Genomic DNA, 24,499 nt, shown 5'->3' with positions numbered 1-24,499 from the left:
CCCTGCGCGACGGCTTTCTGAGAAGCCCAAGGCCGCCTCCTAACTTCCCTGCAATCGATTGCAACATCTTTTCACAATCGATTGCAGGAATCAGGCGGACTGTCTCTCAACAAGCACAGCGGGGACGATTGCGGACTCGGCGGACTCGCCGGCGATACGCTTGAGAAGCCGGTCGACCATCAGTTCGGCGCCCATCGCAAGGTCCTGGCGGATCGTCGTCAATGACGGTGATGTGTGGGCTGCCAGGGAGACGTCGTCATAGCCGACGACCGCCGTCGTGCCGGGAACGTCGATCCCGGCCTCCGCCAGCGCCCGCAACACGCTCATTGCGGCGACGTCCGACGCGGCGAAGATGGCGTCCGGAATTGTACCGCCAGCCAGATGCTCCGCGACCGCCGTATGAACCGCTTCCGGACTCATCGGTGTCGCCAGCACAGTGTACGGGATACCGGCCCCGTCCGCTGCCGCCGCGAACCCCGCAAGCCGGTCCGCAAACTCGGGCGGGGCAGGGTCGCCGACGAACAGCAGCCGCTGCCGGCCTTGTCCGATCAGATGCTCCGCAGCCAGCCGCCCGCCCGCGACATTGTCCGAACCGATCGTCAGGTGATGCTGGCCGGGACGGTTCGCGCCCCACACGATCAACGGCCGATAGCGCTGCGAAACCCGCTCGATCGCCGTGAACTGGTCCGACTGGCCGACCAGCAGCAAGCCGTCGATCCGCCCGCTGTCGACCAGCCGTTCGAGCCAGTCGTCCGCATCCGGAATGACCCGCGACAGCAGGATGTCATAGCCGCGCTCGACCAGCAGGTCGGCGAGGAACCCGAGCAGCGACAGGAAGAACGGATCGGTCAGATGCTGCGTCTTCGCATGCCCGAGCGGCAGGACCAGCCCGATCGCGCCGGTGCTCTTCATCCGCAGGTTGCGCGCAAGCTGGTTCGGCCGGACGTCATGCTCGCGCGCCAACACGCGAATCCGCTCGCGAGTCTGCGCATTGACGGAAGAATGCCCCGCCAGCGCGCGCGAAACCGTCGCGGTCGAAACGCCTGCGAGGGCGGCGAGGTCGGCGAGCTTCATTGCTTGATAATCCTCGTCGATACGCCTGATGGTGCACGTCGTACGATCGGCGCCCGAATGCAATTGCGCGAAGCGAGACAGCGCTTCGGGTCGGATGTTCGATATGCACCTTACGGCGGAATTGCCGAATGGTTTGGGAGATCTTTCTTACGCATCACGCAAAACCACTTCGCTCAAATGATATTGCCTCGCAATAGAGATTTGGCTAGGGGCGGCGTCAGGGGGATTTGTCATGCGCGATATGGTAATTTTGATGGCGGGTGCGGCGCTGTTCGGGACAGCGCCCGCGTGGGCGCAACAGGCGTCGCAGACGTCCGCGGAGCCGCAGGGCGACGACATCATCGTCACGGGCGAAAAATCGAACCGGACGCTGCAGCAGACACCGACCAGCGTCGCGATCACGACGCCGCAGCGGATCCGCGACGAAAATATCCAGACGATCCAGGACGTATATAACCGCACTGCCAATATGTCAGAGACCTATGGTTCGGCGGGTTTCACGATCCGCGGGATCAGCAACACCGGCGTAGGAGCGGGCGGTAACGCCGATACGGCGAGCGTCTATATCGATGGCGCGCCGATCCCGCGCGAGGCGTTGTTCGGTGGTCCGACCGACCTGTGGGATATCCAGCAGGTCGAAGTGCTGCGCGGGCCGCAGTCGACGATCCAGGGTCTTAATGCGCTCGCCGGCGCAGTCGTGTTGAAGACGCGCGATCCGTTGACGACGGAATACAGCGCCGATGGCCGGATTCTGTGGACCGAACATAACGATCGCACCTTCTCGGCCGCGGTCGGCGGACCGATCATCCGCGACGAACTCGGCTTCCGCCTGTCCGCGGAGCAGCGCTCCGACCGCGGCATCATCCGGAACGTGACGCGGGGCGGCTATGACGATTCGCTGCGGTCGCTCAACCTGCGTGGCAAGCTGAAATGGACACCGACGGCCTTGCCGGGGCTGGACGTTCAGGCGAGCTACAACCGGGTGCGGCGTGACGGCGGCTATCTCTACGAATATTCGCGCACCGACGTGCCCGATTTCTATGATCACCGCATCAGCACAGGCGACCAGCCAAGCCGCGGACACATCAAGTCCGACATTGCCGTGCTAAATGTCGGCTACGAAATCACGCCGCACCTACGACTGTCGAGCGTTACCTCGCACAACCGCGTCAGTTCGCGCGCGGTGATCGATTCCGACGGCACCGCCGCCGATCTTCAGACGATCGACAACCTCAACCGCTACAGGACCTGGACCGAGGAAATTCGCCTGAATTACGATGGCGAACGGTTGAGCGGCGTGCTCGGCGCGTGGGCCTATCGCCGGACCGGCGGCCTCAATGCCGAGAACCAGCTGAACATCCCGACGCCGACCGCGACGATCAGCGGGCTGTTGCAGGGCGGCGGGTTCCCTGCCGCCGCGGCGGGGCAGATCGCGAGCGCCTATGCCGCCGTGCTGCCGCAGATTCCGGTTTATTATCTCGGTGACCAGTCGGAGAACGTGCGCACCGCCGCGCTGTTCGGCGATGGCCGCTACCGTGTAACCGATCGGCTGTCGCTGATCGCGGGCTTCCGTTACGATCACGAGGAGAACCGCTACACCGCGGAGACATCCGCGACCTTCACCGGCACGCTGCCCAGCCCAACCGCGTTCGGCGCGCCGGGCTCGCTGCTGAACATCGCGGTGCAGCAGATCAACCGTGGCGTGTTGGGGCTCGTCTCCAGTGCGTCGTCGGCGCGCGCGTCGAATGCGCGCAGTTTCGATGCCTTCCTGCCCAAGGCTGGGATCAGCATGGAATGGACCCCCGATTTGACCACCGCCTTCACCGTGCAGCGCGCCTACCGCTCCGGCGGTTCGAGCCAGAACCCGGCGCGCGCGCTGCTGGCGCCGTACGATCCCGAACATAGCTGGAATTACGAGGGCTCGCTGCGGTCTCGCTGGCTGGACGGTCGGCTGACGGTGAACGCCAACGTCTTCTATTTCGACTGGAAGAACCAGCAGACCAACGCGTTCTTCGGGCTCAACGCCTATGACTACAACACGGTGAATGCCGGCAAGTCGCACCTCTACGGGTTCGAGCTCGAGGCACAGGGACGGCTCAGCCGCATGCTCGACGCCTATGTGTCGCTCGGCCATGTCCGTACCAAGTTCGACGATTTCGATCTGCCAACGGGGTCTTCAGGCTCCGTCGACCTTGCAGGGTCGGAGTTCCCCTACGCGCCGCACTGGACCCTGGCCGGCGGCGTCAACGCGCATGTCGGGCGTATCAGTGGCAATCTGAACGCCAATTATCGCGGACCCGTCTATACCGATGTTGGCGTAACACAGGTTCAGGGCAAGCTTCCGGGACGCACCGTCGTCAACGCGCGGCTGGGGTATGACGTCGCCGGCTGGAGCGCGTTCGTCTTCGCACGCAACCTGCTCGACGAACATTATAGGCAATATGATTTCGCGAGCAGCGGGCGTGCGATCCTGGGCGATCCGCAAACGTTCGGCGTGGGTCTGGAACTGCACCTGTGAGCGCGCTGGGGGCCCTGATCGGCTTGGCGGGCGGCGGCGGGGGCGCCGTGCTGCTGCGTCGCGCCTGGGCCGATAGGACGCGTGAGCGACCGGGACTGATAGCGGGCGGCTGGGGGTTGATCGCCGTTACGATTGCGGGCCTCGCGTTGTGGATTGGGCCGGTCAGGGGAACGGCGATCGCTATCGGTGCGGCCGGGTTGGGCGTGCTCGCGGTGGTCGCACACGGCTATGAACGGCGCAGCGCGCGGAGCGGGCGGGGGGCGTCGCTTGCCCCGGAACCGCTGGACGGTCCGTCGCGGCAGTGGCGCGGCTGGCTCAAGGGCTTGCTGGCCGGACCGCTCGGCATGACCGCGGCGATGGGTCTCGCCTTCTGCTACGCCACCTGGGCGCCGGGCGATCCGCGTACGCGCATCATCATCGGCGGGTTGCTGATGCCGGTCGCCTGGGCGCTGGCGATGACATGGACGCTGGCCGACCAGCGGCTGCTACGCTCGCTTGCCGTCTTGACGGGTACGACGATCGCCGGGTTCGCGCTCGCTGCGCTGAAAGGGATGGCATGACCGTAATCGCCAAGTCCGACCGCCCGCGCGGCTGGCCACTATCGTCCGCGACCGTGCGCGCGGTGCTGAGCGGTCATGGGATCCTCGGCCTCGCCTTCGCCGCGATCATCTATCTGATCTGTCTTACGGGCACGCTGGTCGTGTTCGTGCACGACCTGCAGCATTGGGAGCAGCCGCGGACTCCGGCTGTTACCGCAATCGGGGAAGCGCCACTGTCGCGCGCGATCGATACGGCAAGGCGCGCCGCCCCCGCCGATGCCGCGCTGTACGTCACGCTACCCTCGGCAAACGAACCAGGCGCAACGATTACGGCCTACAGCCCGACCTTCGATCGCGACTGGTCGATTGACGCCGTCGGCGATCTCACGACACAGGCGACTCCGGTTTCGCAATTCCTGCTCGATCTGCATATCGCGCTTCACCTGCCGCGCAGTTGGGGTGGGTTCCTCGTCGGACTTGCCGGCGTCGCACTGCTGTCGTCGCTGATTTCGGGCATCCTCGCACATCCCCGCATCTTCAAGGACGCCTTCCACCTGCGCCTCGGCGGATCGCGGCGGTTGCAGGAGGCCGATCTGCACAACCGGCTCGGCATCTGGGCCTTGCCGTTTCATATCGTCATCGCGCTGACCGGCGCGCTGCTGGGTCTCAGCACGATCATCGTCGGCGCGCTCGCGATGCTGCTCTACCGCGGCGATACGGCCAAGGTGTACGGGCTGTTCGTCGAGCCGCCACCGGCGGTGAATGCGGGCGCAGCGCCGCTACCGCGCATCGGCCCGTTGCTCGCGGAGGCCCGCCGTCGTGCGTCGGGCGCCGAGCCGCACCAGATCGTCATCGAACGCGCCGGCCGCGCCGATGCGCGAGTGACCGCTACGTCTGAACGCGACCGACTGCTGGTGCCGCAGGACACGACGATCTTCGATGCCGGGGGGCGCGTCGTGCAGGACCGTCATCCGCGCGATCTCGCCGCAGGCACCAAGATTCTCGGCGGGATCGGCCAGCTGCATTTCGGCTGGTTTGGCGGGCTGCCGGTACGGCTGATCTACGGCCTGCTCGGTCTGGCGTTGTGCGTCCTTACGTCGAGCGGGGTGACGATCTGGCTCGCAAGACGCCGCGACCGGGGCCGCGCCGTGCCGCAATGGGAGCGGCTGTGGGCAGCGGTCGCCTGGGGCCAGCCGCTCTCGCTGGCATTAGTCGGCGCGCTCGGTCTTGCGATCCCGACTGCGGGAGCGGCGCTGGTGTGGTTGTGGCTTGCCGCTACGATCGGGCTTCTCGCGGTCGCCGGCGTATCCCGCTGGATCAAGGGACCGGTGGCCGCCCGCTGGCTGCGGCGCGGGCTCGGCGGCGTGCTGGTCCTGCTCGCGCTGCTTCATCTCGTGGTCGCGCCGTTTGGCGGCACGGGGTTGGCGATCGACGGCGTCCTGCTGATCGCCGGCGGGTGGCTCCTGATCGGGTTACGGAAACCCGTGGCGGGATGACCAATCCGCAGTCGCTCGACAGCGAAGCTGCGCTGCGCCGCCGTTAGGCGGTGCCGGCCGGTCCTTCGACTTTCACCCGCGACGCTGCCTTAGCTGCGAGCGCTACACATCTGCTGGCAGAACCGGCTGCACGTTTATGAATGGCGAATGCTCTTTCTCTACGTCCTGACGCTGGCCTCGGCGCTTCACCACGCCGACCTTGCGGTTATCGGTCCTGCAGCGACGCCCGAAGTCAACGCGGTAAACTGCGGCGCCGATGTGCCCAGCTACCTGCAGTTCGCGGTGGCCATCGACGGCGAGAGGCGCCTCGTGCAGAGGCGCGGCTGGAAGCGGGTTTCTTCGCACAACCCGTTCATGAACGAATAGGAATTGCCGCACGCCGTCGCGGTTGCCGGCGCGTAACGCGCCCGTCGGATCGGCTTTACCAGCGACACGATTCCTCGGGGTTCTCGACGTTCCCTATCCGGCGATGGTTGCGCGTCTGGAGCAGTTCGCCAACGCCATCTCCCCCGAACCTATGGTCGATGCGCTGATTGACACCGGCACGATGACCCGCGCGCGCGCCGAGGTAGCGGCCCCGTTCCGGAAGTTCATGGGCGAGCGCATCCTAAAGCACGTCATCGAGCCAGCAGGGCAGATTGAAAGCTATGGCAGCCATGTCGTCGTCCCGCGAACCACCTTCAACGCGACGACGCATCCCAGCGAGACTTTTCACGGCTCCAGCTACCGGTTCGAGATGCTCGACAAGCACGGGGCGCCGCTGTGCGCAAATGGGGCAAGGCACTGGCGCCGCGTTGCTGACGTCCATCTCCCTCCAGCCACCTTCGCACAGGAGTTCAGTCTCGACAGCTTCATTGGCAAGCTCTCCGTCGTGCGCGGCGAGGTCATTCTGACGCGCTGCGATATAGGCAATTCGCGGTATTTGCTCCGGGACGGATTCGGTGGCGCGCTACCGAAAGGATGGCAGGTCAACCTATGCGGACGTGATCGCCAGTTATACTGCGCAGGGTAGTCGCAACGTTCTAACAATGGACGACTTCGCGGACTTCACGCCGGGGAGGAACTGCCACTTGCTCGATGCGCTGAGCCGGTCCGATGCGGCAAGTTTGAAGCATGCACCCGCAACCTACGGATTGAGGGAAGCACCGCGACGCAAGGCTCGCTGGTCGGGCAGTATTATCTCATGGGTGTGACGGAGACGGGGCCGGAGCTTCTTCGGAGGCTCGACGGGCTGTTCGACTGGTGGTTGAGCTACCGGGCGATGGATCGGGACGCGCAGGGTGCGTGGCACGTCAAGCGGGACGAGATGGTGCTCGTCCCGTCAGCGCCAAGCGTACAGAAGCCGCCCTTCTCCTATATTTAGACCAGGCCGCGACCGCCGAAGCCGAGCAGGAGCGCCGCGAACTTGATCGCAGCGCGATGGAGGACGTCGTCCGCGGGCGCTGCCCGATCTCTCCGGCACCAGAGGTTATGGCGACGTCCGCGGATCGGCGGCGTCCCGGCCCTGCAGTCCCGCGGAGCGCGCCGCGACGGCTTTGAGGGGGGCGACTGCTACGCAGATGACTGCCGAAACGCTTGCGGCGCGCTTGATGTCGGAGCCTGCGGCCTCGGGTTCCAACCGTCCGGATGCGAAGCGCGCGCGACAGGCGATTTCCGACTGGCAGGGGGCACGGGAGACAGCGCTTCAGGCGGGGCACGCCACTGGCATGGCGGACCCGGCGCTTATTGATCCCACCTTAACTGCAGTCTGCACGATGCCGCCTGATGCCTGATGCGCCCATCGGCGGAAATCCCGCCTCGTCGCCCCCTAGGCTCGGTAGCCAGATACTCGACCCGAAGACCGAGGCGCCGGCCCGCGGTATCGCCGTGGCGCTGTAGAAGCAGCTGGTCACCGATAGGAATGGCTTGGCCATGGTCTCCGGCGCCGCACCCGCGAATGGCGTCGGCGCGACGATGCATGCCAAGGCAAAGGTGAACGCGATGGAGGTCAGCTTTGCGCCCGTGCCAAGCGGGATCCGCGTCGGCATGGACATACGCCAGCTGGCGGCCCGACATTTCAAAACGCGACGCGCATCGTCGGCAGCGCTCCGGTTTCAAAAGCCCTAGGCGAGGGCGATTCGTACGGCAACGATAGAGGACGAACAGACTATTTGTGACGCGATGAATGGATGCACGAGCCGCTATCTGCCTCAGGACTGACAATAACGAAAAGCCCTATGTTGAAACTGGAAGAGTTTGCGCAAAAAATCGCACTGAACCGCTTCTCAAGCCGTCCAACGTCGCTGGGTGCATCAGTTCTTGCCGGGCCGAGCCTCTGGTCAGATAACTAGGCAGCCCGTAGTCTGGCCGATCTCTTCGATGCGTCTGCCGTTCGTGATCCCCAGGAGAAAGAGCTCGCCAATGCCAGATCGCCGACGGAGTCGCGCTTCTCCGTCCAACCGCCGAACGTATGAACAGATCGCTCGCGATGAGCCGCGAGAGTTTGCCGTCCAGAAGTCGGCGTAGACGCCGGCATTCTTCGACCACCCCCTCGATCCGAACATCGCTGGCAATGTTGGTCTCGAGCCAGCGCTGCTTGGACGCATGCGTCAGCTGCGCGTGAAGCTGTCCGACGCGGCGTTCGCCAGCGCCGACACCACTTCTAACCTTCCACATGTCGGGCCGCAGTCTGGTCCCGGACGGGCGGTACAGCGCCAACGCGAGAAGGTGCAGATCGCCCTGCTCGCGCCCACCGCCCTCTTCAGCGCCTCGACCACGGGCTAGTCGTTGGCCAAACCCCGTTAGATGTCGCGGAAACCGCCATGGGCGCGGGCGCCCTTGCACCCAGACGATCATGTGCTTGGTCATGGACGCGACGTCCTTGCGCAATCCCGCCTTCACGACCCGCGTCGAGACTTTTCCGGAAGACGGACGGGGTCGTTCGTGTCGAGCAACTTCTGCTAGAACTGCCGGCTGCCGATCTATCGCAGCGGTTTTAGGTTGTGGCGCCGCGAGTACGTGTCAGTCTCGCGATGCCGCCAGAGCTGCGCAATCGCTCGTCCCGCTGTACCAAGATAAGGCTAAACAACAGTAACGGGGAGACTTCCGCGGGTTCGGTAGAGAATGGTGACCCCTACGAGAATCGAACTCGTGCTTACGCCGTGAGAGGGCGTCGTCCTAACCGCTAGACGAAGGGGCCGTTAGCAGAGGTGGGCGTCTACGGAAACGCGCCGGGGGCGTCAAGCACGTTGCGGGCCCCCGGGGCGGTTTTTGTCAGGCCGCGACCTTCTTGCGCTCGGCCATTTCGGCGTTGAGCATTTCCGCGAGCAGGAACGCGAGCTCGAGGCTCTGGCTGGCGTTGAGGCGCGGGTCGCAGTGCGTGTGGTAGCGGTCGGCGAGGCTCTGTTCGGTTACGTCGATCGCGCCGCCGGTGCATTCGGTGACGTTCTGCCCGGTCATCTCGGCATGGATGCCGCCGGCGTGCGTGCCCTCGGCGCGGTGCACCGCGAAGAACCCGCGGACCTCGGCGAGGATGCGGTCGAACGGCCGCGTCTTGTAGCCGTTGGCGGCCTTGACGACGTTGCCGTGCATCGGGTCGCAGCTCCACACCACCGGATGGCCGGCGCGGGTGACGGCGCGGACCAGTTTCGGCAGATGCGCCTCGATCTTGTCGAAGCCGTAGCGCGTGATCAGCGTCATGCGGCCGGGGACGCGGCCGGGGTTGAGCGTGTCGAGCATCCGCAACAGCGCGTCTGGCTCGAGGCTCGGGCCGCACTTCACGCCGATCGGGTTGCCGATGCCGCGCAGATACTCGACATGGGCACTGCCTTCGAACCGGGTACGATCGCCGATCCACAGGAAGTGCGCCGAGGTGTCGTACCAGTCGCCGGTCAGCGAATCCTGCCGGGTCAGCGCCTGTTCGTAGCGCAGCAGCAGCGCCTCGTGGCTGGTGTAGAAGTTCGTCTGCGCCAGCTGCGGCACGGTTTCGGGGTCAATGCCGCATGCGGCCATGAACTCGAGTGCTTCGCCGATCCGATCCGCGGTCTCGGCGTATTTCTTCGACCAAGGGCTGCGGACCATGAAGTCGTGCGTCCAGCGATGCACCTGGTGCAGGTTCGCATAGCCGCCACTGGCGAACGCGCGCAGCAGGTTGAGCGTCGCCGCCGACTGCGAATAGGCGCGGATCATCCGCTGAGGGTCTGGCGCGCGCGCTTCCGGGGTAAAGGCGATGTCGTTGACGTTGTCGCCGCGGTACGATGGCAGCTCGACGCCGTCGATCGTCTCGGTGTCGGTGCTGCGCGGCTTGGCGAACTGGCCGGCCATGCGGCCGAGCTTCACCACCGGCAGCTTGGAGGCGTAGGTCAGCACCACCGCCATCTGCAGGATCACGCGGAAGGTGTCGCGGATGTTGTTGGCGCTGTGCTCGGCAAAGCTCTCGGCGCAATCGCCGCCCTGCAGCAGGAAGCCGCGCCCGGCAGCAACTTCGGCAAGGCTGGCGGTCAGGTTGCGCGCCTCGCCGGCAAACACGAGCGGCGGGAAGGTCGCCAGCGTGTCTGTCGCGGCGTCGAGTGCGGCCGCGTCGGGATAGGTGGGAAGCTGGCGCGCTTCGCCTCGGGTCCAGCTGTCGGGGGCCCAGTTCGCGGCCATGATGATCGTTCCGTCGCTTTTTTCAGGTGGCAGGCGGCATGCGCCCGTCCGCCGGTCTTGGCAACGTAGGAAAGCTTGGGCGGCTTGCTGCGGTCAGTATCCGGCGGTGGCGTCGGTGACGTTCTTCATTGGCTGTCCGGCGAGGAACGCGGTCAGGTTTTCGACGAACAAGGCTGCCCCGCGCGTGAACATCGTGGTCTGGCTGCGCCCAGACAGATGCATCGTGATCATCGCGTTGGGCGCAGACCAGAGCGGGTGGTCCGCTGGCAGCGGTTCGGGATTGGTAGGGTCGAGGAACGCACCGGCGATCCCGCCCGAATGCAGAGCCGCGACCAGGGCGTCGTCGTCGATCATGTCGCCGCGGGCGATGTTGATGAGCCAAGCGGTGGACTTCATCGCGGCGAGCTGCTCGGCCCCGATCACCGCCTTGGTCGCGCCGGTCGATGGTGCGGCCAGGATCACCCAGTCGAACCCGCCGAGCCGCGCCGCCCAGGCGTCGGGGGTTAGCGTGCCGTCGCGGCCGCTGCGGGTGACGCCGGTCACGTCGACACCGAACGCGGTCAGCCGGTCGCCGATCATCCGTCCGATCGTGCCATAGCCGACGACCAGCGCGCGGCTGCCGTACAGGACCAGCTTGCCGGGTGCGTCCTTCGGCCATTCGCGGCGGTCCTGCGCGCGGACGACCTGATCGAACCGCTTGGCGGCGACCAGCACGCCCATCAGCGCATATTCGGCGACGGTGTCGGCGTTCAGGCCCGAACCATTGGTCAGGATCGCGCCCTTTTCGCGGATCACGTCGAGCGGGAACGCGTCCAGTCCGGCATAGATCGTCGACACCCATTTCAGCTTTGGACCCGCCGCGCGGACTGCGTCGCGGATGAGGCCCTGAGGATGGAAGTCGACCCAGGCAATATCGGCGTCGGCGATCATCGCCTTGGCGTCGTCGGGTGTGGTGAACCATGCGACGTCGAGGTTTTTGGGCAGCCTGGCTTCGAGCAGCGGCCGGGCGAGGGCGGGGAGGACGGCTTTCATGACAATTTCCAATCCCAGGCAAGCGCATCGCCGTCCATGACCTCGACCCCCGCGGCGGTCAGCGAATCGCGGATCGCATCGGATCGAGCGAAATCCTTCGCGGCGCGCGCCTCGCGGCGTTCGGCGAGGCGCTCGTCGATGGTCGCTTCGTCGATCGTCGCGTCGACCGGCCGGATACGCAGGTCCTCGCGGCGAAGCGTCAGTAGATCGAGTCCGAGGACCGCGTCGAAATCAGCCAGCGCGGACAGCCGGTCGGCAGGGGAGACGCGCTTGTCGCCGAGCAGCTCGTCGAGGATCGGCAGCGCACGCGGCGTGCCGAGATCGTCCGACACCGCCTCGTCGAGGCGGTCGCGATACGGAGCCGCACTGCCCGACGGGCCGCCTGCGGGACGGGCGTGCAACGCGTCGACCGTGATCGCCAGCCGCTTCAGCCGTGTCGTCGCGGCCGCCAAATTCTGCCAGGAGAATTCCAGCTCGCTACGATAATGCGCCTGCAGGCACATCAGCCGATAGGCGAGCGGGTGGAAACCGCGGTCGACCAGCGTCTGCAGCGTGGTGAACTCGCCGCCGGATTTGCTCATCTTACCAGAGCGTTCGACCAGGAAGTTGTTGTGCATCCAGAGGTTCGCGCCGGTGTCCGCGCACGCGCAATCCGCCTGGTTCTGCGCGATCTCGTTGGGATGGTGGATCTCGCGGTGGTCGATCCCGCCGGTGTGGATGTCGAACTGTTCGCCCAAATATTTCTTGCTCATCACCGAGCATTCGAGATGCCAGCCGGGGGCGCCGCGACCCCAGGGCGAATCCCATTCCATCTGCCGGTTTTCGCCCGGCTGCGAGGTGCGCCAGATCGCGAAGTCCTGCGGATGACGCTTGCCGGCGACGGGATCGATGCGGCCCTCGCCGACATCGTCCTGCGAGCGGGCGAGTTTGCCGTAGTCCGGAACGGTCGTAGTATCGAAATACAGGCCGTCGGGCAGGACGTAGCAATGCACGTCGGCGATCCGTTCGGCGAACGCGATCATCTCTGCGACATGGTCGGTGGCGAGCGGGAAGCGCGACGGTTCGCGGATGTTAAGATCGCTCAGATTACGTTTGAACGCCTCGGTATAATGCCTTGCGATCGCCCAGATATCCTGGTTAGCGGCGCGGGCGGCTGCCTCCATTTTGTCGTCGCCGACGTCGGCGTCCGACGTCAGGTGGCCGACATCGGTGATATTGATGATGTGGGTTAGCGCATACCCCTTCCACGTCAGCACACGCGACAGCGTGTCGGTGAAGACATAGGCGCGCAGGTTGCCGATATGCGCGTAATTGTAGACCGTCGGCCCGCAGGAATAGATGCCGACATGGTCCGGGTCGATCGGCACGAAGGGAGCGATCTGGCGGGTGAGGCTGTTGTAGAGCATAAGGGGAGCACCGGTCATGCCGCGACCCTTAGCCGGGTGAGGGGCAGGGGGCAAAGGGGTGGCTCGCGCAACCGGAGCTACGCGATCATTCAAGCGCACCGCTCCGTTTCATCGATCGAATCGCCCAGCCGCAGGCGGAAGGATAAAGCCTCCGCCCACGGTCCGGCGCCGCAGCGTTTCCGGTCTAGCGCTTGCCGTAGCTCGCGCCGGTATAGTGGGCGTTGCCGTCGTCCACCGCCAGCGTGAAGCCATACTCGCGACCACCCGGGCCGAAGAAGCCGCCGATGAGCTTTCCGGTGGCGCCGCTGGCCGTCGTCACGGTTCCATCGAACCGGGTCGTCCCCGGGACCAGCGTGGCGGTGAAGTTCAGCGTGTAGGCTCGGTCGCCTACAGCGTTCAGCGTTCCCTTCAGCACGCCGCTCGGCAGGTCGAAGGTGACGTTGCTGACGGTCTCGCCGCCGGTCGCATCCTGACGACTGGTCGTCCCGGTGAACAGGACCCCGAGTGCGACGACAGCCGCGTAGCTGCCTGATGACAGTTCGCTGGTCGATAGCGTTCGGGCACCCCCGACCAGGATCAGCCGGGACGCGTCGGTTGCACCGGGCGCCGGGTCGGGCAGGTTGACCCCGTATGCGGCGGTGAACGTGTAGGCGAGACCGAGGCGCGTGGGGACGCACCCGAACCCCAAGGTGTTGGCGCCCGCCGTGTAGCTGACACCCTGATCACCCGGCGCCGGCGTATCGCGCTGCGCTCCGGTGAACACGGACTGGGCGGTGCCGTCGCGCAAGAGCGTCGCGTTGCGGGTCGCAGCGTCGAGTTGCAGGACTAGCGGCGTCGCGACGAAATCGCCGATTGCGGCCGCGGCCGACGAATAGCGATAGGCGCTGGGTGAGTCGAAAGCGCCCTTTGCCACTACCTGCGCAGCTAAGCTCAGATTGATCGCCTGATTGCGCGAAAGATCGCATGGCGAAACATAGGAAGTCGGCGTGGGGGTAGGACTGGGTGTCGGGGTGGGAGCGGGGGTCGGCGTCGGCGTTGGCGCAGGGGTCGGCGTCGGGGAGGGCGTCGGCGTTACGGTGATGGGAGGCGTCGTTCCCGAACCGGACCCGTCATCGCCGCCACAACCCGACGTGAGAACGATCAAGCTGCACGCGGCAACCCCGGATAACAGCTTCCGCATTACGCCAGCCCCCTAAACTTCGATCATGTTACGTTTCTTACAAATCGACAGTTCACGCATTATCGTGCCGGGGTCAACGGCGACTGGTCGCAGAAACATCCGATCCCGAATGATGAAAACCCGCGCCTCGGGCCGCAAACGAAAAAGGGCGGCCCGTTGCCGGACCGCCCCTTCGTACGCGATACTGAAGAGCCGTTTAGCGCTTAGAGAACTGGAAGCTGCGACGGGCCTTGGCCTTGCCGTACTTCTTGCGCTCGACGGTGCGGCTGTCGCGGGTCAGGAAGCCTGCTGCCTTCACGGGGGCGCGCAGGATCGGCTCGAACTTGGTCAGCGCCTGGCTGATGCCATGCTTGACCGCGCCGGCCTGGCCCGAAAGACCCCCACCCTTGACGGTGCAGACGACGTCGTAGGCGCCATCGCGCTCGGCGATCGTGAAGGGCTGGTTGATCACCAGGCGCAGCGTCGGACGGGCGAAATAAGTCTGCTGGTCACGACCGTTGATCGTGATCTTGCCCGAACCCGGCTTGATCCAGACGCGTGCGACGGCGTCCTTGCGGCGACCGGTCGCATAGGCACGGCCCTGCTTGTCGAGGATCTGCTCGCGCAGCGGCATCGGCTCGCGGACCGGCTCGTTCGAGACCGGTGCCTGGATGTCGCCTTCGGCAGCCGGAACCGTCGAAGCGGTCGGTGCTGCGGGTGCAGGCGTGTTGGTCAGGCTCGCGAGATCGGCGAGCGACTGGCGGTTGTCGGACATCAGTTGCCCACCTTGTTCTTGCGGTTCATCGAGCCGATGTCGAGGACTTCGGGGTTCTGGGCTTCGTGCGGATGCTCGGTGCCCTTGAAGATGCGCAGGTTGCGCATCTGCTCGCGGCCAAGCGGACCACGGGGAATCATGCGCTCGACGGCCTTTTCGAGAACGCGCTCCGGGAAGCGGCCTTCGAGGACCTTGGCGGCGGTGATGCCCTTGATGCCGCCGGCGTAACCGGTGTGGCGGTAATAGACCTTCTTCGCGGCCTTGTTGCCCGTGAAGCGGACCTTGTCGGCGTTGATGATGATGACGTTGTCACCGCAATCGACATGCGGGGTGAAGCTCACCTTGTGCTTGCCGCGCAGGATGTTGGCGACGATCGACGCCATACGGCCAACGACCAGACCTTCGGCATCGATAATATGCCACTTCTTCTCCACCTCGAACGGCTTGGCCGACTTGGTGGTCTTCATGAGCGCCTTCATGGGCGTTTGACCTTCCAGATTGAATGCAAGCGCACCAGTCCGAAGGCCAGCGCGATTGCGGGCCTAATGTCCAAAGGGGGTCGATAAGTCAAGCATTCCGCCACTTTGCTGACGGGTACCATGTTACCCGATGTGCGGACGGCCGATTGCATGCGCTGCGAACACGGCGGCAATCAGCAGCAGCGCGGCGTTGGCCTGGTGCGCGACCGCGACCTCGATCTGCACGCCGGTCATCAGCGTCGCGATCCCGAGCATGACCTGCAGCGTAACCAGACCGACGACGTAGAAGCCGGCCTGGCTGCCCGCCTTGGTCGCCCGGACCGCGAGCCACAGCAGGCCCGCGGCGGCGGCGAAGGCGAACCAGCGATGGATGAACTGCACCACGACGGGGTTGTCCACCGCGTTGGTCCAGCCGGGCGACAGCATCGGCACGCCGGCCGGGAACAGCGTGTCGCCCATCAGTGGCCAGCTCGCAAACGCATAGCCGGCGTCGAGCCCCGCGGTGAACGCGCCATAGACCAGTTGCACGAACAACAGCGCCAGCGCGACGATCGCCGGGCGCGCAAGTCGAGCGGGTGCGGCCAGCGGCGACCGATGCAACGCGAGGAGGTCGAGCGCGGTCCATACGATCCCCGCCAGCGTCACCAGCGCGGTCATCAGATGGACGGCGAGCCGGATGTGGCTGACGTCGGTGCGCACGGCGAGACCCGAGGAGACCATCCACCAGCCCACCGCACCCTGCAATGCGCCGAGCGACAGCAACGCAGTCAGCCGCCAGCCATAGCCGACCGGGATCCGCTTGGTCAGCGCGAACCAGATCAGCGGGACAGCGAACGCCAGCCCGATCGTCCGCGCCAGCGCGCGGTGCAGATATTCCCAGAAGAAGATCGCCTTGAACCCGGCCAGCGTCATCCCGCTGTTGAGCTGGGTATATTCGGGGATGCGCTGGTAATTGGCGAACTCGGCCTGCCATTGCGCGGCGTTTAGCGGGGGGATGATGCCGGTGATCGGCTTCCATTCGGTGATGGAAAGCCCGGAATTGGTCAGCCGGGTGATGCCGCCGACCACGACGATTCCGACGATCATCGCCGCGACCACGAACAACCAGATCGCGACGGCGCGGGGACGAACCTTGATGAAGGCGGCACTGGGCTGGAGCATGCCTAGGACATAGGCGAACCGCTGCCTTGTTGCCAGCAGCGCACGGCCTTAAGTTCGCGTCATGGCAACAGCGCACAAGCATCGCGAACCGCAAGGCGACGACCTGACCACCGCCGCTCGCACCGCGCTCGAGAAATCGGGCGAACAGTGGACGGCGATGCGCGCGAGCGTGTTCGCCGCGCTGGCCGGGTTCGACAAGCCGGCCTCGGCCTATGACATCGCGGAGGCGGTCTCGAAGGTCGAGGGGCGCCGAGTCGCGGCGAACAGCGTGTACCGGATCCTCGACCTGCTGGTGGCGGCGAACGTCGCGCGGCGGGTGGAGAGCGCCAACGCCTATGTCGCCAACGCGCATCCCGACTGCGTCCACGACTGCATCTTCCTTGTGTGTGACCGGTGCGGGCAGACCACGCATATCGACGACGACCCGGTCACGCAGGGCGTCCGCCGGGCGGCGCGGGCGGCGGGGTTCGAGCCGGTGCGACCGGTGATCGAAGTGCGCGGGGTTTGCGCGGCCTGCGCGGTCTGACGGACTCCGTTCTTTTACCCACCTTCCGTCATCCTGACGAAAGTCAGGACCCAGAGCCCCAAGCGCTGCCGCCCGTAACCCTGGGTCCTGACTTTCGTCAGGATGACGGGGGTGGAGGGGGTTAGGACGGGGGAGGGCTTGGAGCGACGAGCATTTTCCCCATCCGCACCATCGGCACCGGCGTATCCCCCGGTGTCTCGATCCACTCAATCGGCGCATAGCCGCACGACCGGTACAGCGGCTCGCCCGCCAGCGTCGCCATCATTTCCGCGCGGTCGAATCCGGCGTCGCGCGCCGCGGCCTCGCACAACGACAGGATCAGTCGCCCGATCCCTTGGCGGGTGCGGTCCGGATCGGTGTACATCGCCCGGATCCGTGCCGCATCGGTCGCCGGATCGAGCAGCGCGGCGTTGCGGAGCGATGCGCTGTGATCGCCGCCGTACAGCGTCGCCCGCCGGCTCCACCCACCGCAACCGACCAGAATCCCGTTCGAATCATGCACCAGCAGGTAGGTCCGGTCGGCGATCAGCTGGGTGTCCAGTCCCATCACCGCGCGGCTCGCGACGACCTGCGCGGGGGTCAGGAAGGCGTCCTGCAACCGATCGATCGCGCGCGCCATCAGCGCGGCGATCGCAGGAATGTCCGCCTCGGTGGCGGGGCGATGCGTGAAGTCCGTCATGTCGCTATCGTAGCGCGACGATCGGTAACAATCGACACGATACGTCGGCTGCGTTAAGCTGTTCAGATGTCCGATTTGCCTGCAACGCCGCTGCTCGACACGGTGACGAATCCTGCCGACCTCCGTGCCTTAAAGCCCGACCAGCTGCGCCAGCTCGCCGACGAGCTCCGCGCTGAGACGATTTCCGCGGTGGGCACCACTGGCGGGCATCTCGGGTCGGGGCTGGGCGTGGTCGAGCTGACCACCGCGATCCACTATGTGTTCGACACGCCGCGCGACACTTTGGTGTGGGACGTCGGCCATCAATGTTATCCGCACAAGATCCTGACCGGCCGCCGCGATCGAATCCGCACGCTTCGCCAGGGCGGCGGTCTCAGCGGCTTCACCAAGCGGTCGGAAAGCGAATACGACCCGTTCGGCGCCGCGCATTCCTCGACCTCAATCTCGGCCGCTTTGGGATTTGCGACCGCCAACAAGATCGCCGGCAAGCCCGGCAAGGCGATCGCGGTGATCGGCGACGGATCGATGTCGGCCGGCATGGCCTATGAGGCGATGAACAACGCGCAGGCCGCGGGCAACCGGCTGGTCGTGATCCTCAACGACAACGACATGTCGATCGCGCCACCGGTCGGCGGGCTGTCGGCGTATCTCAGCCGCATCGTCTCGAGTCGCGGCTTCCTGGGCCTGCGCGAACAGTTGAAGCGGCTGGCGCGGAAACTGCCGCGGCCGTTCGCCGAAGCGGCGCGCAAGACCGACGAATTCGCGCGCGGGATGACGATGGGGGGCACGCTGTTCGAGGAGCTCGGCTTCTATTATGTCGGCCCGATCGACGGCCATAATCTCGAGCATCTAATCCCGGTGCTCGAAAACGTCCGCGACGCCGAGGAAGGCCCGATCCTGGTCCATGTCGTGACCAAGAAGGGCAAGGGCTATGCCCCCGCCGAGGCGGCCGCGGACAAGTATCACGGTGTGCAGAAGTTCGACGTGATCTCGGGCGTCCAGACCAAGGCACCACCGGGACCGCCGCAATACCAGAACGTGTTCGGTGCGCAGCTGCTCAAGGAAGCGGCGAACGATCCGCGGATTTGCGCAATCACCGCGGCGATGCCGTCGGGCACCGGGCTCGATGCGTTCGCGAAGGCCTATCCCGATCGCTTCTTCGACGTCGGCATCGCCGAGCAGCACGGCGTCACCTTCGCCGCCGGTCTCGCCGCACAGGGGATGCGACCGTTCTGCGCGATCTATTCGACCTTCCTGCAGCGCGCTTATGACCAGGTCGTCCACGACGTCGCGATCCAGAACCTGCCGGTCCGCTTCGCGATCGACCGCGCCGGGCTGGTCGGCGCCGATGGTGCGACGCATGCCGGGTCGTTCGACGTCACCTACCTAGCCACGTTGCCCAATTTCGTCGTGATGGCGGCGGCGGACGAGGCCGAGCTCGTCCATATGACGCACACCGCCGCGCAGCACGACAGCGGGCCGATCGCGGTGCGCTATCCGCGCGGCAACGGCACCGGCGTGGCGTTGCCAGAGACGCCGCAGCTGCTCGAAATCGGCAAGGGCCGCATGGTCCGCGAGGGCAAGACGGTTGCGATCCTCAGCCTCGGCACGCGCCTGGAGGAAGCCCTGAAGGCCGCCGACATCCTCGAGGCAAAGGGCCTGAGCACCAGCGTCGCCGACCTGCGCTTCGCCAAGCCCCTCGACGAGGCGCTGATCCGCAAGCTGTTGGTCACGCACGAGGTCGCACTGACGATCGAAGAGGGCGCGGTCGGCGGCTTCGGCGCGCATGTGCTGACGCTTGCGTCGGATGAGGGCCTGACCGATGTCGGGCTCAAAATCCGGACCTTGCGCCTGCCCGACGTATTCCAGGACCAGGACAAGCCCGACGTCCAGTATACGCAGGCCGGTCTGGATGCCGATGCGATCGTCGATACCGTCCTGAAGGCACTGCGCCACAATCGCGCGCCGCTGTCGGACATCGCCCGAGCCTGATAAAAACGAACCCAACGTGACGACGTAATGACGTCAGTGTCACGAATCTGTTGCATCTCGCTGCCATGTCGCGGGAATGACGTCACTTTAGCGCGGTGATGTTCGTCGATTCGATTCGGCTGCGAGGCCGGGGAATGCAAACAGGGGTTCTACAGGCATGGCTATTCTGGGTGATATTGCGGTCGTCGGGTTCGGTGCGGATACCGGTGTCAAATCCTTCTCCTTCGTGATCCTCGCGGACCTTGCGGGACAGACGATCAATTTCACCGATAATGGCTGGCTCGCCGCCGGCGGGTTCCGCGCAGGCGAGGGCGTCGTATCCTATACCGTGCCAGCCGGTACCGCGATCGGCACCGTCGTCACGATCTCCGGGCTGACGTCTTCGTTCAATCCGTCGACGACCGGTGACTCGATCATCGCGTATACTGGCCCTGCGACCGCGCCCAACCTGCTGTTCGCGGTCGATTTCGCCGACGGGAACGCGACCTATGCGCCCGACGCGATTAACACCAACACCTCGGCGGTGCCGACCGGGCTGACCTTCGGTGAGAACGCGCTTGCGTTCGCCGCGGACAACGCCGCGTACACCGGCCCGCTGACCGGCACGCGCGAACAGATCCTGGCGAACATCGCCGACGAAACGCTGTGGACGCAGAACGATACCGCTGGCGTCACCTATCCCGCAGGCTTCACCGTCGGCGGTGCCGCTGCGGTCGGCAGCTTCTCGATCGCCGATGCCAGCGTCGTCGAGGGCAATGCCGGTACCACCACGATCGAATTCGTCGTCACGCGCGCCGGTGGCAGCAGCGGCGCAGTGACGTTCGACTATGCGGTCGCAGCCGACACCACCGATGCCGCCGACCTGACCGGCCCGCTGGGTGGCCAGGTGTCGTTCGCGGACGGTCAGACCGAAGCGCGGATTTCCGTCTCGGTGGTCGGCGATACGCAGTTCGAATCGAACGAGACCTTCCTGGTCGCGCTGTCGAACGCGTCGGCGGGGACGTTCACCCGCGGCATCGCGACCGGCACGATCGTCAACGACGATGCAGATACGGCAGCCGCGACGCTGTCGATCGCCGACGCTGCGATCGTCGAAGGCAATGCCGGCACCACCGCGCTGACCTTCACGGTCACGCGCGACGGCGACGCCGCCGGTGCCGCCTCGGCAAGCTATGAAATCATCCTGAACGGTACCGCCAGCGCAGACGACCTCGGTTCGCAGCCGATGACGGGCACGGTCAGCTTCGCGGCTGGCGCAACCACCGCCAGCGTGATCGTCCAGATCGCCGGCGACGTCCGTATCGAGGGCGACGAGACCTTCGGCGTCACGCTCACCGCCCCGGTCGGCGCGACGCTCGGCGACGCCACCGCGATCGGCACGATCCGCAACGACGATGCCGCCAACGTCTTCATCAACGAGATCCACTATGACGACGCCGGCACCGACGCTGGCGAAGCCGTCGAGGTCGCCGGCGTCGCCGGGACCGACCTGACCGGTTATTCGCTGGTATTCTACAACGGCAATGGCGGCGGCGTGTACGCGACGCAGACGCTCAGCGGCGTGATCGGCGACCAGGACGACGGCTATGGTACGCTGTCCTTCGCCGGCCCCGCAGGCGGCATCCAGAACGGATCGCCGGACGGCATCGCGCTGGTCGGCCCCGGCGGGACCGTCATCCAGTTCCTGTCCTACGAAGGCGTGATGACCGCGACCGCGGGTGCGGCCGCCGGCATGGTCAGCACCGACATCGGCGTGTCCGAGGAGAGCGTCGCCGACGGCTTCTCGCTGCAGCTGACCGGTGACGGATCGAACTATTCGGACTTCAGCTGGGCCAGCGCACAGCAGAACACCTTCGGCGCGATCAACGCCGGCCAGAACTTCCTGTCCGCGACTTCGCCGGGCTTCGTGCGGATCTCGGACGCGAGCGTGCAGGAGGGCAATAGCGGCGTCACGCAGATGGTGTTCACCGTGACGCGCGCCGGCGGCGGCGCCACCGCGGCGTCGGTCGACTATACGCTCCACCTGAACGGCAACGCCGACGCCGCCGACCTGGCGCCGGGTACGCCGACGTTCGGCACGGTCAATTTTGCGGCCGGCGTGTCGTCGCAGCAGATCGTCATCGGCATCGCTGGCGACACCGTCGGCGAATTCAACGAGACCTTCGGGATCGATATCGGCAACGCGGTCGGCAACATCACGATCTCCGACGGCACCGCGGTCGGCACGATCGTCAACGACGATCCGCTGACGCTGGGCATCTACGACATCCAGGGTGCTGGCCATCGCTCGGCCTATGTGGGGCAGCTCGTCACCACGACCGGCATCGTCACCGCGGTCGACAATAACGGCTATTACATCCAGTCGCAGGTTGGCGACGGCAACCGTGCGACCTCGGACGGCGTGCTGGTCTTCACCTCGACTGCACCGACGGTACGCGTCGGCGACCTCGTCAACGTCAGCGGCACGGTCGCCGAATTCGTTGCGGCCGCCGGATCGCTCAGCGTCACCGAGCTCACCAACCCGACCAACCTGACCGTGGTGTCGCACGACAACGCGCTGCCCGATGCGATCATCATCGGTGCGGGCGGCCTGTTGCCGCCGAGCGAAGTGATCGACGACGACAACTTCACCTCGTTCGATCCTGCGACCGACGGCATCGATTTCTACGAGAGCATGGAGGGCATGCGCGTCACTGTCGAGACGCCGCAGGTCGTCAGCGCGACCAATGAATTCGGCGAGACCTATGTCGTGGCTTCGGCGGGCGTCGGCGCGACCGGACTCAACGACCGCGGCGGCATCACGCTTTCGGCAGGCGACGCCAACCCGGAGCGGCTGCAGATCGACGCCGACAGCGACCTGTTCGCCGGCTACGTCCCCGCGCATACCCAGGGCGACGTGCTGAGCAACGTCACCGGCATCATGAACTACGCCTTCTCCAATTATGAAGTGCTGGTGACCGAGGCGGTGACCGTGCTGCAGGACGCAGCGCCGCCGACGCGCGAGACCACGACGCTGGTCGGCGACGCCGATCACCTGACGATCGCGAGCTTCAACGTCGAGAATCTGGATCCGGGCGATGGCGCGGTGAAGTTCAATCTGCTCGCCAACGAAGTGCGATACGCGCTGGGTGCACCCGACATCATCGGCCTGCAGGAAATCCAGGACGCCGATGGCGCCGGCAACGGGGCCAACCTGTCGGGGCAAGCCACCGCGCAGGCGCTGATCGACGCGATCATCGCGGCCGGCGGTCCGACCTACAGCTATGTCGAGGTCGCGCCCACCACGGCAAATTCGACTGGTGGCGAACCAGGCGGTAACATCCGCAACGGCTATCTCTACAACGACGCCCGCGTTGACTATGTCGCGGGTAGCGCGGTCACGGTCGGCGGTTCCGCCTATGTCGGCACGCGCTCGCCGCTTGCCGCCGACTTCCTGTTCAACGGGCAGAAGGTCACCGCGATCGACGTCCACTTCACCTCGCGTGGCGGATCTGACGAGGCATTCGGCGACACCCAGCCGGCGAACCAGGCCGGTGACGGCGCGCGCACCGCGCAGAACGTCCAGCTGCGGACCTATGTCGACGGCCTGCTTGCTGCCGACCCGGCGCTGAACGTCGCGATCATGGGCGACTTCAACGGCTATTATTACGAGACCGGTCAGCAGGCGCTGACCGCGGGCGGCGTGCTCACCAACCTGTACACGCTGCTGCCCGAGGAGGAGCGCTACTCGTACCTGTTCGAGGGCAACGTCCAGGCGTTCGACAACATCATCGTCACCGGCGGGCTGCTCAACGGCGCGCAGTTCGATGTCGTGCACTACAACGCCGAGCAGCCGGACTCGGCCGGCCGCGCCACCGACCATGACCAGGTCGTAGGACGCTTCGCCTTGCCGAGCATCGTCAACGGCACCGCCGGCGACGACACCCTGACCGGGACCGCGGGCAACGACACCATCAACGGCCTGCTCGGCAACGACACGCTCTATGGCCAGGCCGGCAACGACACGCTGTTCGGCAACCAGGGCAACGACATCGTCCACGGCGGTGACGGTAACGACACGCTTTACGGTGGCCAGGGCAATGACGTGCTGTACGGCGACGCGGGTGACGACGTGTTGCAGGGCAATCTGGGCAACGACATCCTCAACGGCGGCACCGGCAACGACACGCTGATCGGTGGCGACGGCAACGACATCCTGTACGGCAACCAGGACAACGACGCGCTGGATGGCGGCGCGGGTAACGACCAGCTGTACGGCGGGCAGGGCGACGACACCCTCACCGGCGGCACCGGTGACGACGTGCTCGAAGGCGGCAAGGGCATCAACATCCTGAACGGCGGCGACGGCAACGACGCGGCCAGCTACGTCAATTCCTCGGCGGGCGTAACCGTCTCGCTGCTGTTGCATGACCAGGCGCAGAACACCGTCGGCGCCGGGACCGATACGCTGATCGGCATCGAGCAGCTGGTCGGTTCGCGCTTCGACGATACCCTGACCGGCGATGCCAACGCCAACATCCTGTTCGGCGAAGCCGGCAACGACGTCCTGATCGGTGGCTTCGGCACCGACACGCTGATCGGCGGCGCGGGTAACGACACGCTGTACGGCAACCAGGACAACGATACGCTGCTCGGTGGCGCCGGCAACGACACGCTGTTCGGCGGGCAGGGCAACGACGTGCTGTTCGGCGAGCTTGGCAACGACGTGCTGCAGGGTGGCGTGGGTAGCGATACGCTGTTCGGCGGCGCTGGCGCGGATACCTTCCGCTACACCCAGGCGGCGGACTCGACGGTCGCAAGCTACGACGTGATCGCCGATTTCGAAACCGGGGTCGACCGGATCGACCTGCTCGCGGTGCGCACCGGTGCGGCGGATTCGTTCAGCATCACGCATTTCGGCGGGCTGAGCTACGTCGATGTCGATCTGGGCGGCGACGGCACGATCGACATGCACATCGGCTTCCTCGGCGAACAGGTCGTGGCACCGACGGACATCCTCTGGGCGTAACTTGCACCGTCCTGCGCAGCGGCATTCCG

General features: G+C 65.8%; 19 protein-coding genes and 1 tRNA gene. 9 read left to right on the top strand and 11 right to left on the bottom strand.

The window, feature by feature from the left end:
* Positions 1 to 90: 90 nt before the first annotated feature.
* The gene (locus SJY20_RS11355; RefSeq protein WP_380787036.1) at positions 91 to 1,074 is read right to left on the bottom strand and encodes a LacI family DNA-binding transcriptional regulator; all 984 of its coding nucleotides are present in this window, start codon (positions 1,072 to 1,074) and stop codon (positions 91 to 93) included.
* A 232-nt stretch (positions 1,075 to 1,306) separates the two neighbouring features.
* Here SJY20_RS11355 and SJY20_RS11350 point away from each other — a divergent pair, with 232 nt between their 5' ends.
* The 5 genes from SJY20_RS11350 to SJY20_RS11330 all read left to right on the top strand — a co-directional run bounded on the left by SJY20_RS11350 (position 1,307) and on the right by SJY20_RS11330 (position 6,639).
* Entirely contained in the window at positions 1,307 to 3,592 is a 2,286-nt protein-coding gene (locus SJY20_RS11350; RefSeq protein ID WP_380787035.1) for a TonB-dependent receptor, read from the top strand.
* Entirely contained in the window at positions 3,589 to 4,152 is a 564-nt protein-coding gene (locus SJY20_RS11345) for a hypothetical protein (RefSeq protein WP_380787034.1), read from the top strand. The genes SJY20_RS11350 and SJY20_RS11345 overlap by 4 nt, the downstream gene beginning before the upstream one ends.
* Positions 4,149 to 5,627, top strand: coding sequence for a PepSY domain-containing protein (locus SJY20_RS11340; protein WP_380787033.1), 1,479 nt, complete (start codon positions 4,149 to 4,151; stop codon positions 5,625 to 5,627). Before SJY20_RS11345 ends, SJY20_RS11340 begins: the two co-directional genes overlap by 4 nt.
* 147 nt (positions 5,628 to 5,774) lie before the next feature.
* Positions 5,775 to 5,993 carry a hypothetical protein gene (locus tag SJY20_RS11335; RefSeq protein ID WP_380787032.1) on the top strand — a complete coding sequence of 73 codons (219 nt, stop codon included), beginning with the start codon at positions 5,775 to 5,777 and terminating at the stop codon, positions 5,991 to 5,993.
* 103 nt (positions 5,994 to 6,096) lie between these two features.
* The gene (locus SJY20_RS11330; RefSeq protein WP_380787031.1) at positions 6,097 to 6,639 is read left to right on the top strand and encodes a hypothetical protein; all 543 of its coding nucleotides are present in this window, start codon (positions 6,097 to 6,099) and stop codon (positions 6,637 to 6,639) included.
* 724 nt (positions 6,640 to 7,363) lie between these two features.
* Here SJY20_RS11330 and SJY20_RS11325 read toward each other — a convergent pair.
* Entirely contained in the window at positions 7,364 to 7,654 is a 291-nt protein-coding gene (locus tag SJY20_RS11325; RefSeq protein ID WP_380787030.1) for a hypothetical protein, read from the bottom strand.
* Between the two features lie 556 nt (positions 7,655 to 8,210).
* Here SJY20_RS11325 and SJY20_RS11320 point away from each other — a divergent pair.
* A complete protein-coding gene (locus SJY20_RS11320; protein WP_380787029.1) occupies positions 8,211 to 8,390 on the top strand; it encodes a hypothetical protein in 180 nt (59 codons plus the stop codon).
* Positions 8,391 to 8,730: 340 nt separating this feature from the next.
* Here the strand turns inward: SJY20_RS11320 and SJY20_RS11315 are convergent.
* From SJY20_RS11315 to SJY20_RS11280, 8 genes are all read right to left on the bottom strand, one after another.
* Positions 8,731 to 8,805, bottom strand: a tRNA-Glu gene (locus SJY20_RS11315).
* Between the two features lie 74 nt (positions 8,806 to 8,879).
* Positions 8,880 to 10,253: a class II 3-deoxy-7-phosphoheptulonate synthase gene (locus SJY20_RS11310; protein WP_380787028.1), complete on the bottom strand. Its 1,374-nt coding sequence runs from the start codon at positions 10,251 to 10,253 to the stop codon at positions 8,880 to 8,882.
* Between the two features lie 93 nt (positions 10,254 to 10,346).
* Positions 10,347 to 11,285, bottom strand: coding sequence for a D-2-hydroxyacid dehydrogenase (locus tag SJY20_RS11305; protein WP_380787027.1), 939 nt, complete (start codon positions 11,283 to 11,285; stop codon positions 10,347 to 10,349).
* Positions 11,282 to 12,709 carry a cysteine--tRNA ligase gene (gene cysS / locus SJY20_RS11300; protein WP_380787026.1) on the bottom strand — a complete coding sequence of 476 codons (1,428 nt, stop codon included), beginning with the start codon at positions 12,707 to 12,709 and terminating at the stop codon, positions 11,282 to 11,284. Before cysS ends, SJY20_RS11305 begins: the two co-directional genes overlap by 4 nt.
* Before the next feature lie 166 nt (positions 12,710 to 12,875).
* Positions 12,876 to 13,604: a hypothetical protein gene (locus tag SJY20_RS11295; protein WP_380787025.1), complete on the bottom strand. Its 729-nt coding sequence runs from the start codon at positions 13,602 to 13,604 to the stop codon at positions 12,876 to 12,878.
* Positions 13,605 to 14,067: 463 nt separating this feature from the next.
* The gene (gene rpsI, locus SJY20_RS11290) at positions 14,068 to 14,625 is read right to left on the bottom strand and encodes a 30S ribosomal protein S9 (RefSeq protein WP_380787024.1); all 558 of its coding nucleotides are present in this window, start codon (positions 14,623 to 14,625) and stop codon (positions 14,068 to 14,070) included.
* Positions 14,625 to 15,104: a 50S ribosomal protein L13 gene (gene rplM / locus SJY20_RS11285; RefSeq protein WP_332781816.1), complete on the bottom strand. Its 480-nt coding sequence runs from the start codon at positions 15,102 to 15,104 to the stop codon at positions 14,625 to 14,627. The genes rpsI and rplM overlap by 1 nt, the downstream gene beginning before the upstream one ends.
* 123 nt (positions 15,105 to 15,227) lie before the next feature.
* Positions 15,228 to 16,265, bottom strand: a complete 1,038-nt coding sequence (locus SJY20_RS11280) for a COX15/CtaA family protein (RefSeq protein ID WP_380787023.1) — start codon at positions 16,263 to 16,265, stop codon at positions 15,228 to 15,230.
* A 61-nt stretch (positions 16,266 to 16,326) separates the two neighbouring features.
* Here SJY20_RS11280 and SJY20_RS11275 point away from each other — a divergent pair, with 61 nt between their 5' ends.
* Positions 16,327 to 16,791: a Fur family transcriptional regulator gene (locus tag SJY20_RS11275; RefSeq protein WP_380787022.1), complete on the top strand. Its 465-nt coding sequence runs from the start codon at positions 16,327 to 16,329 to the stop codon at positions 16,789 to 16,791.
* Between the two features lie 121 nt (positions 16,792 to 16,912).
* On the opposite strand, the gene SJY20_RS11270 is transcribed toward SJY20_RS11275, so the two are convergent.
* Positions 16,913 to 17,470, bottom strand: coding sequence for a GNAT family N-acetyltransferase (locus SJY20_RS11270; RefSeq protein ID WP_380787021.1), 558 nt, complete (start codon positions 17,468 to 17,470; stop codon positions 16,913 to 16,915).
* A gap of 66 nt (positions 17,471 to 17,536) precedes the next feature.
* Here SJY20_RS11270 and dxs point away from each other — a divergent pair, with 66 nt between their 5' ends.
* Both dxs and SJY20_RS11260 read left to right on the top strand, forming a co-directional pair.
* Complete coding sequence (gene dxs / locus SJY20_RS11265; protein ID WP_380787020.1) at positions 17,537 to 19,462, top strand: 1-deoxy-D-xylulose-5-phosphate synthase; 1,926 nt, start codon at positions 17,537 to 17,539, stop codon at positions 19,460 to 19,462.
* A 157-nt stretch (positions 19,463 to 19,619) separates the two neighbouring features.
* Entirely contained in the window at positions 19,620 to 24,470 is a 4,851-nt protein-coding gene (locus SJY20_RS11260) for a Calx-beta domain-containing protein (RefSeq protein ID WP_380787019.1), read from the top strand.
* Positions 24,471 to 24,499 lie beyond the last annotated feature (29 nt).

The sequence above is a fragment of the Sphingomonas sp. R86521 genome (assembly GCF_042466235.1).
In the GTDB taxonomy this organism is placed as follows: Bacteria; Pseudomonadota; Alphaproteobacteria; order Sphingomonadales; family Sphingomonadaceae; genus Sphingomonas.
Note: the sequence above shows the minus strand (reverse complement) of the source record. Positions and strands in the feature narration are given on the sequence as shown.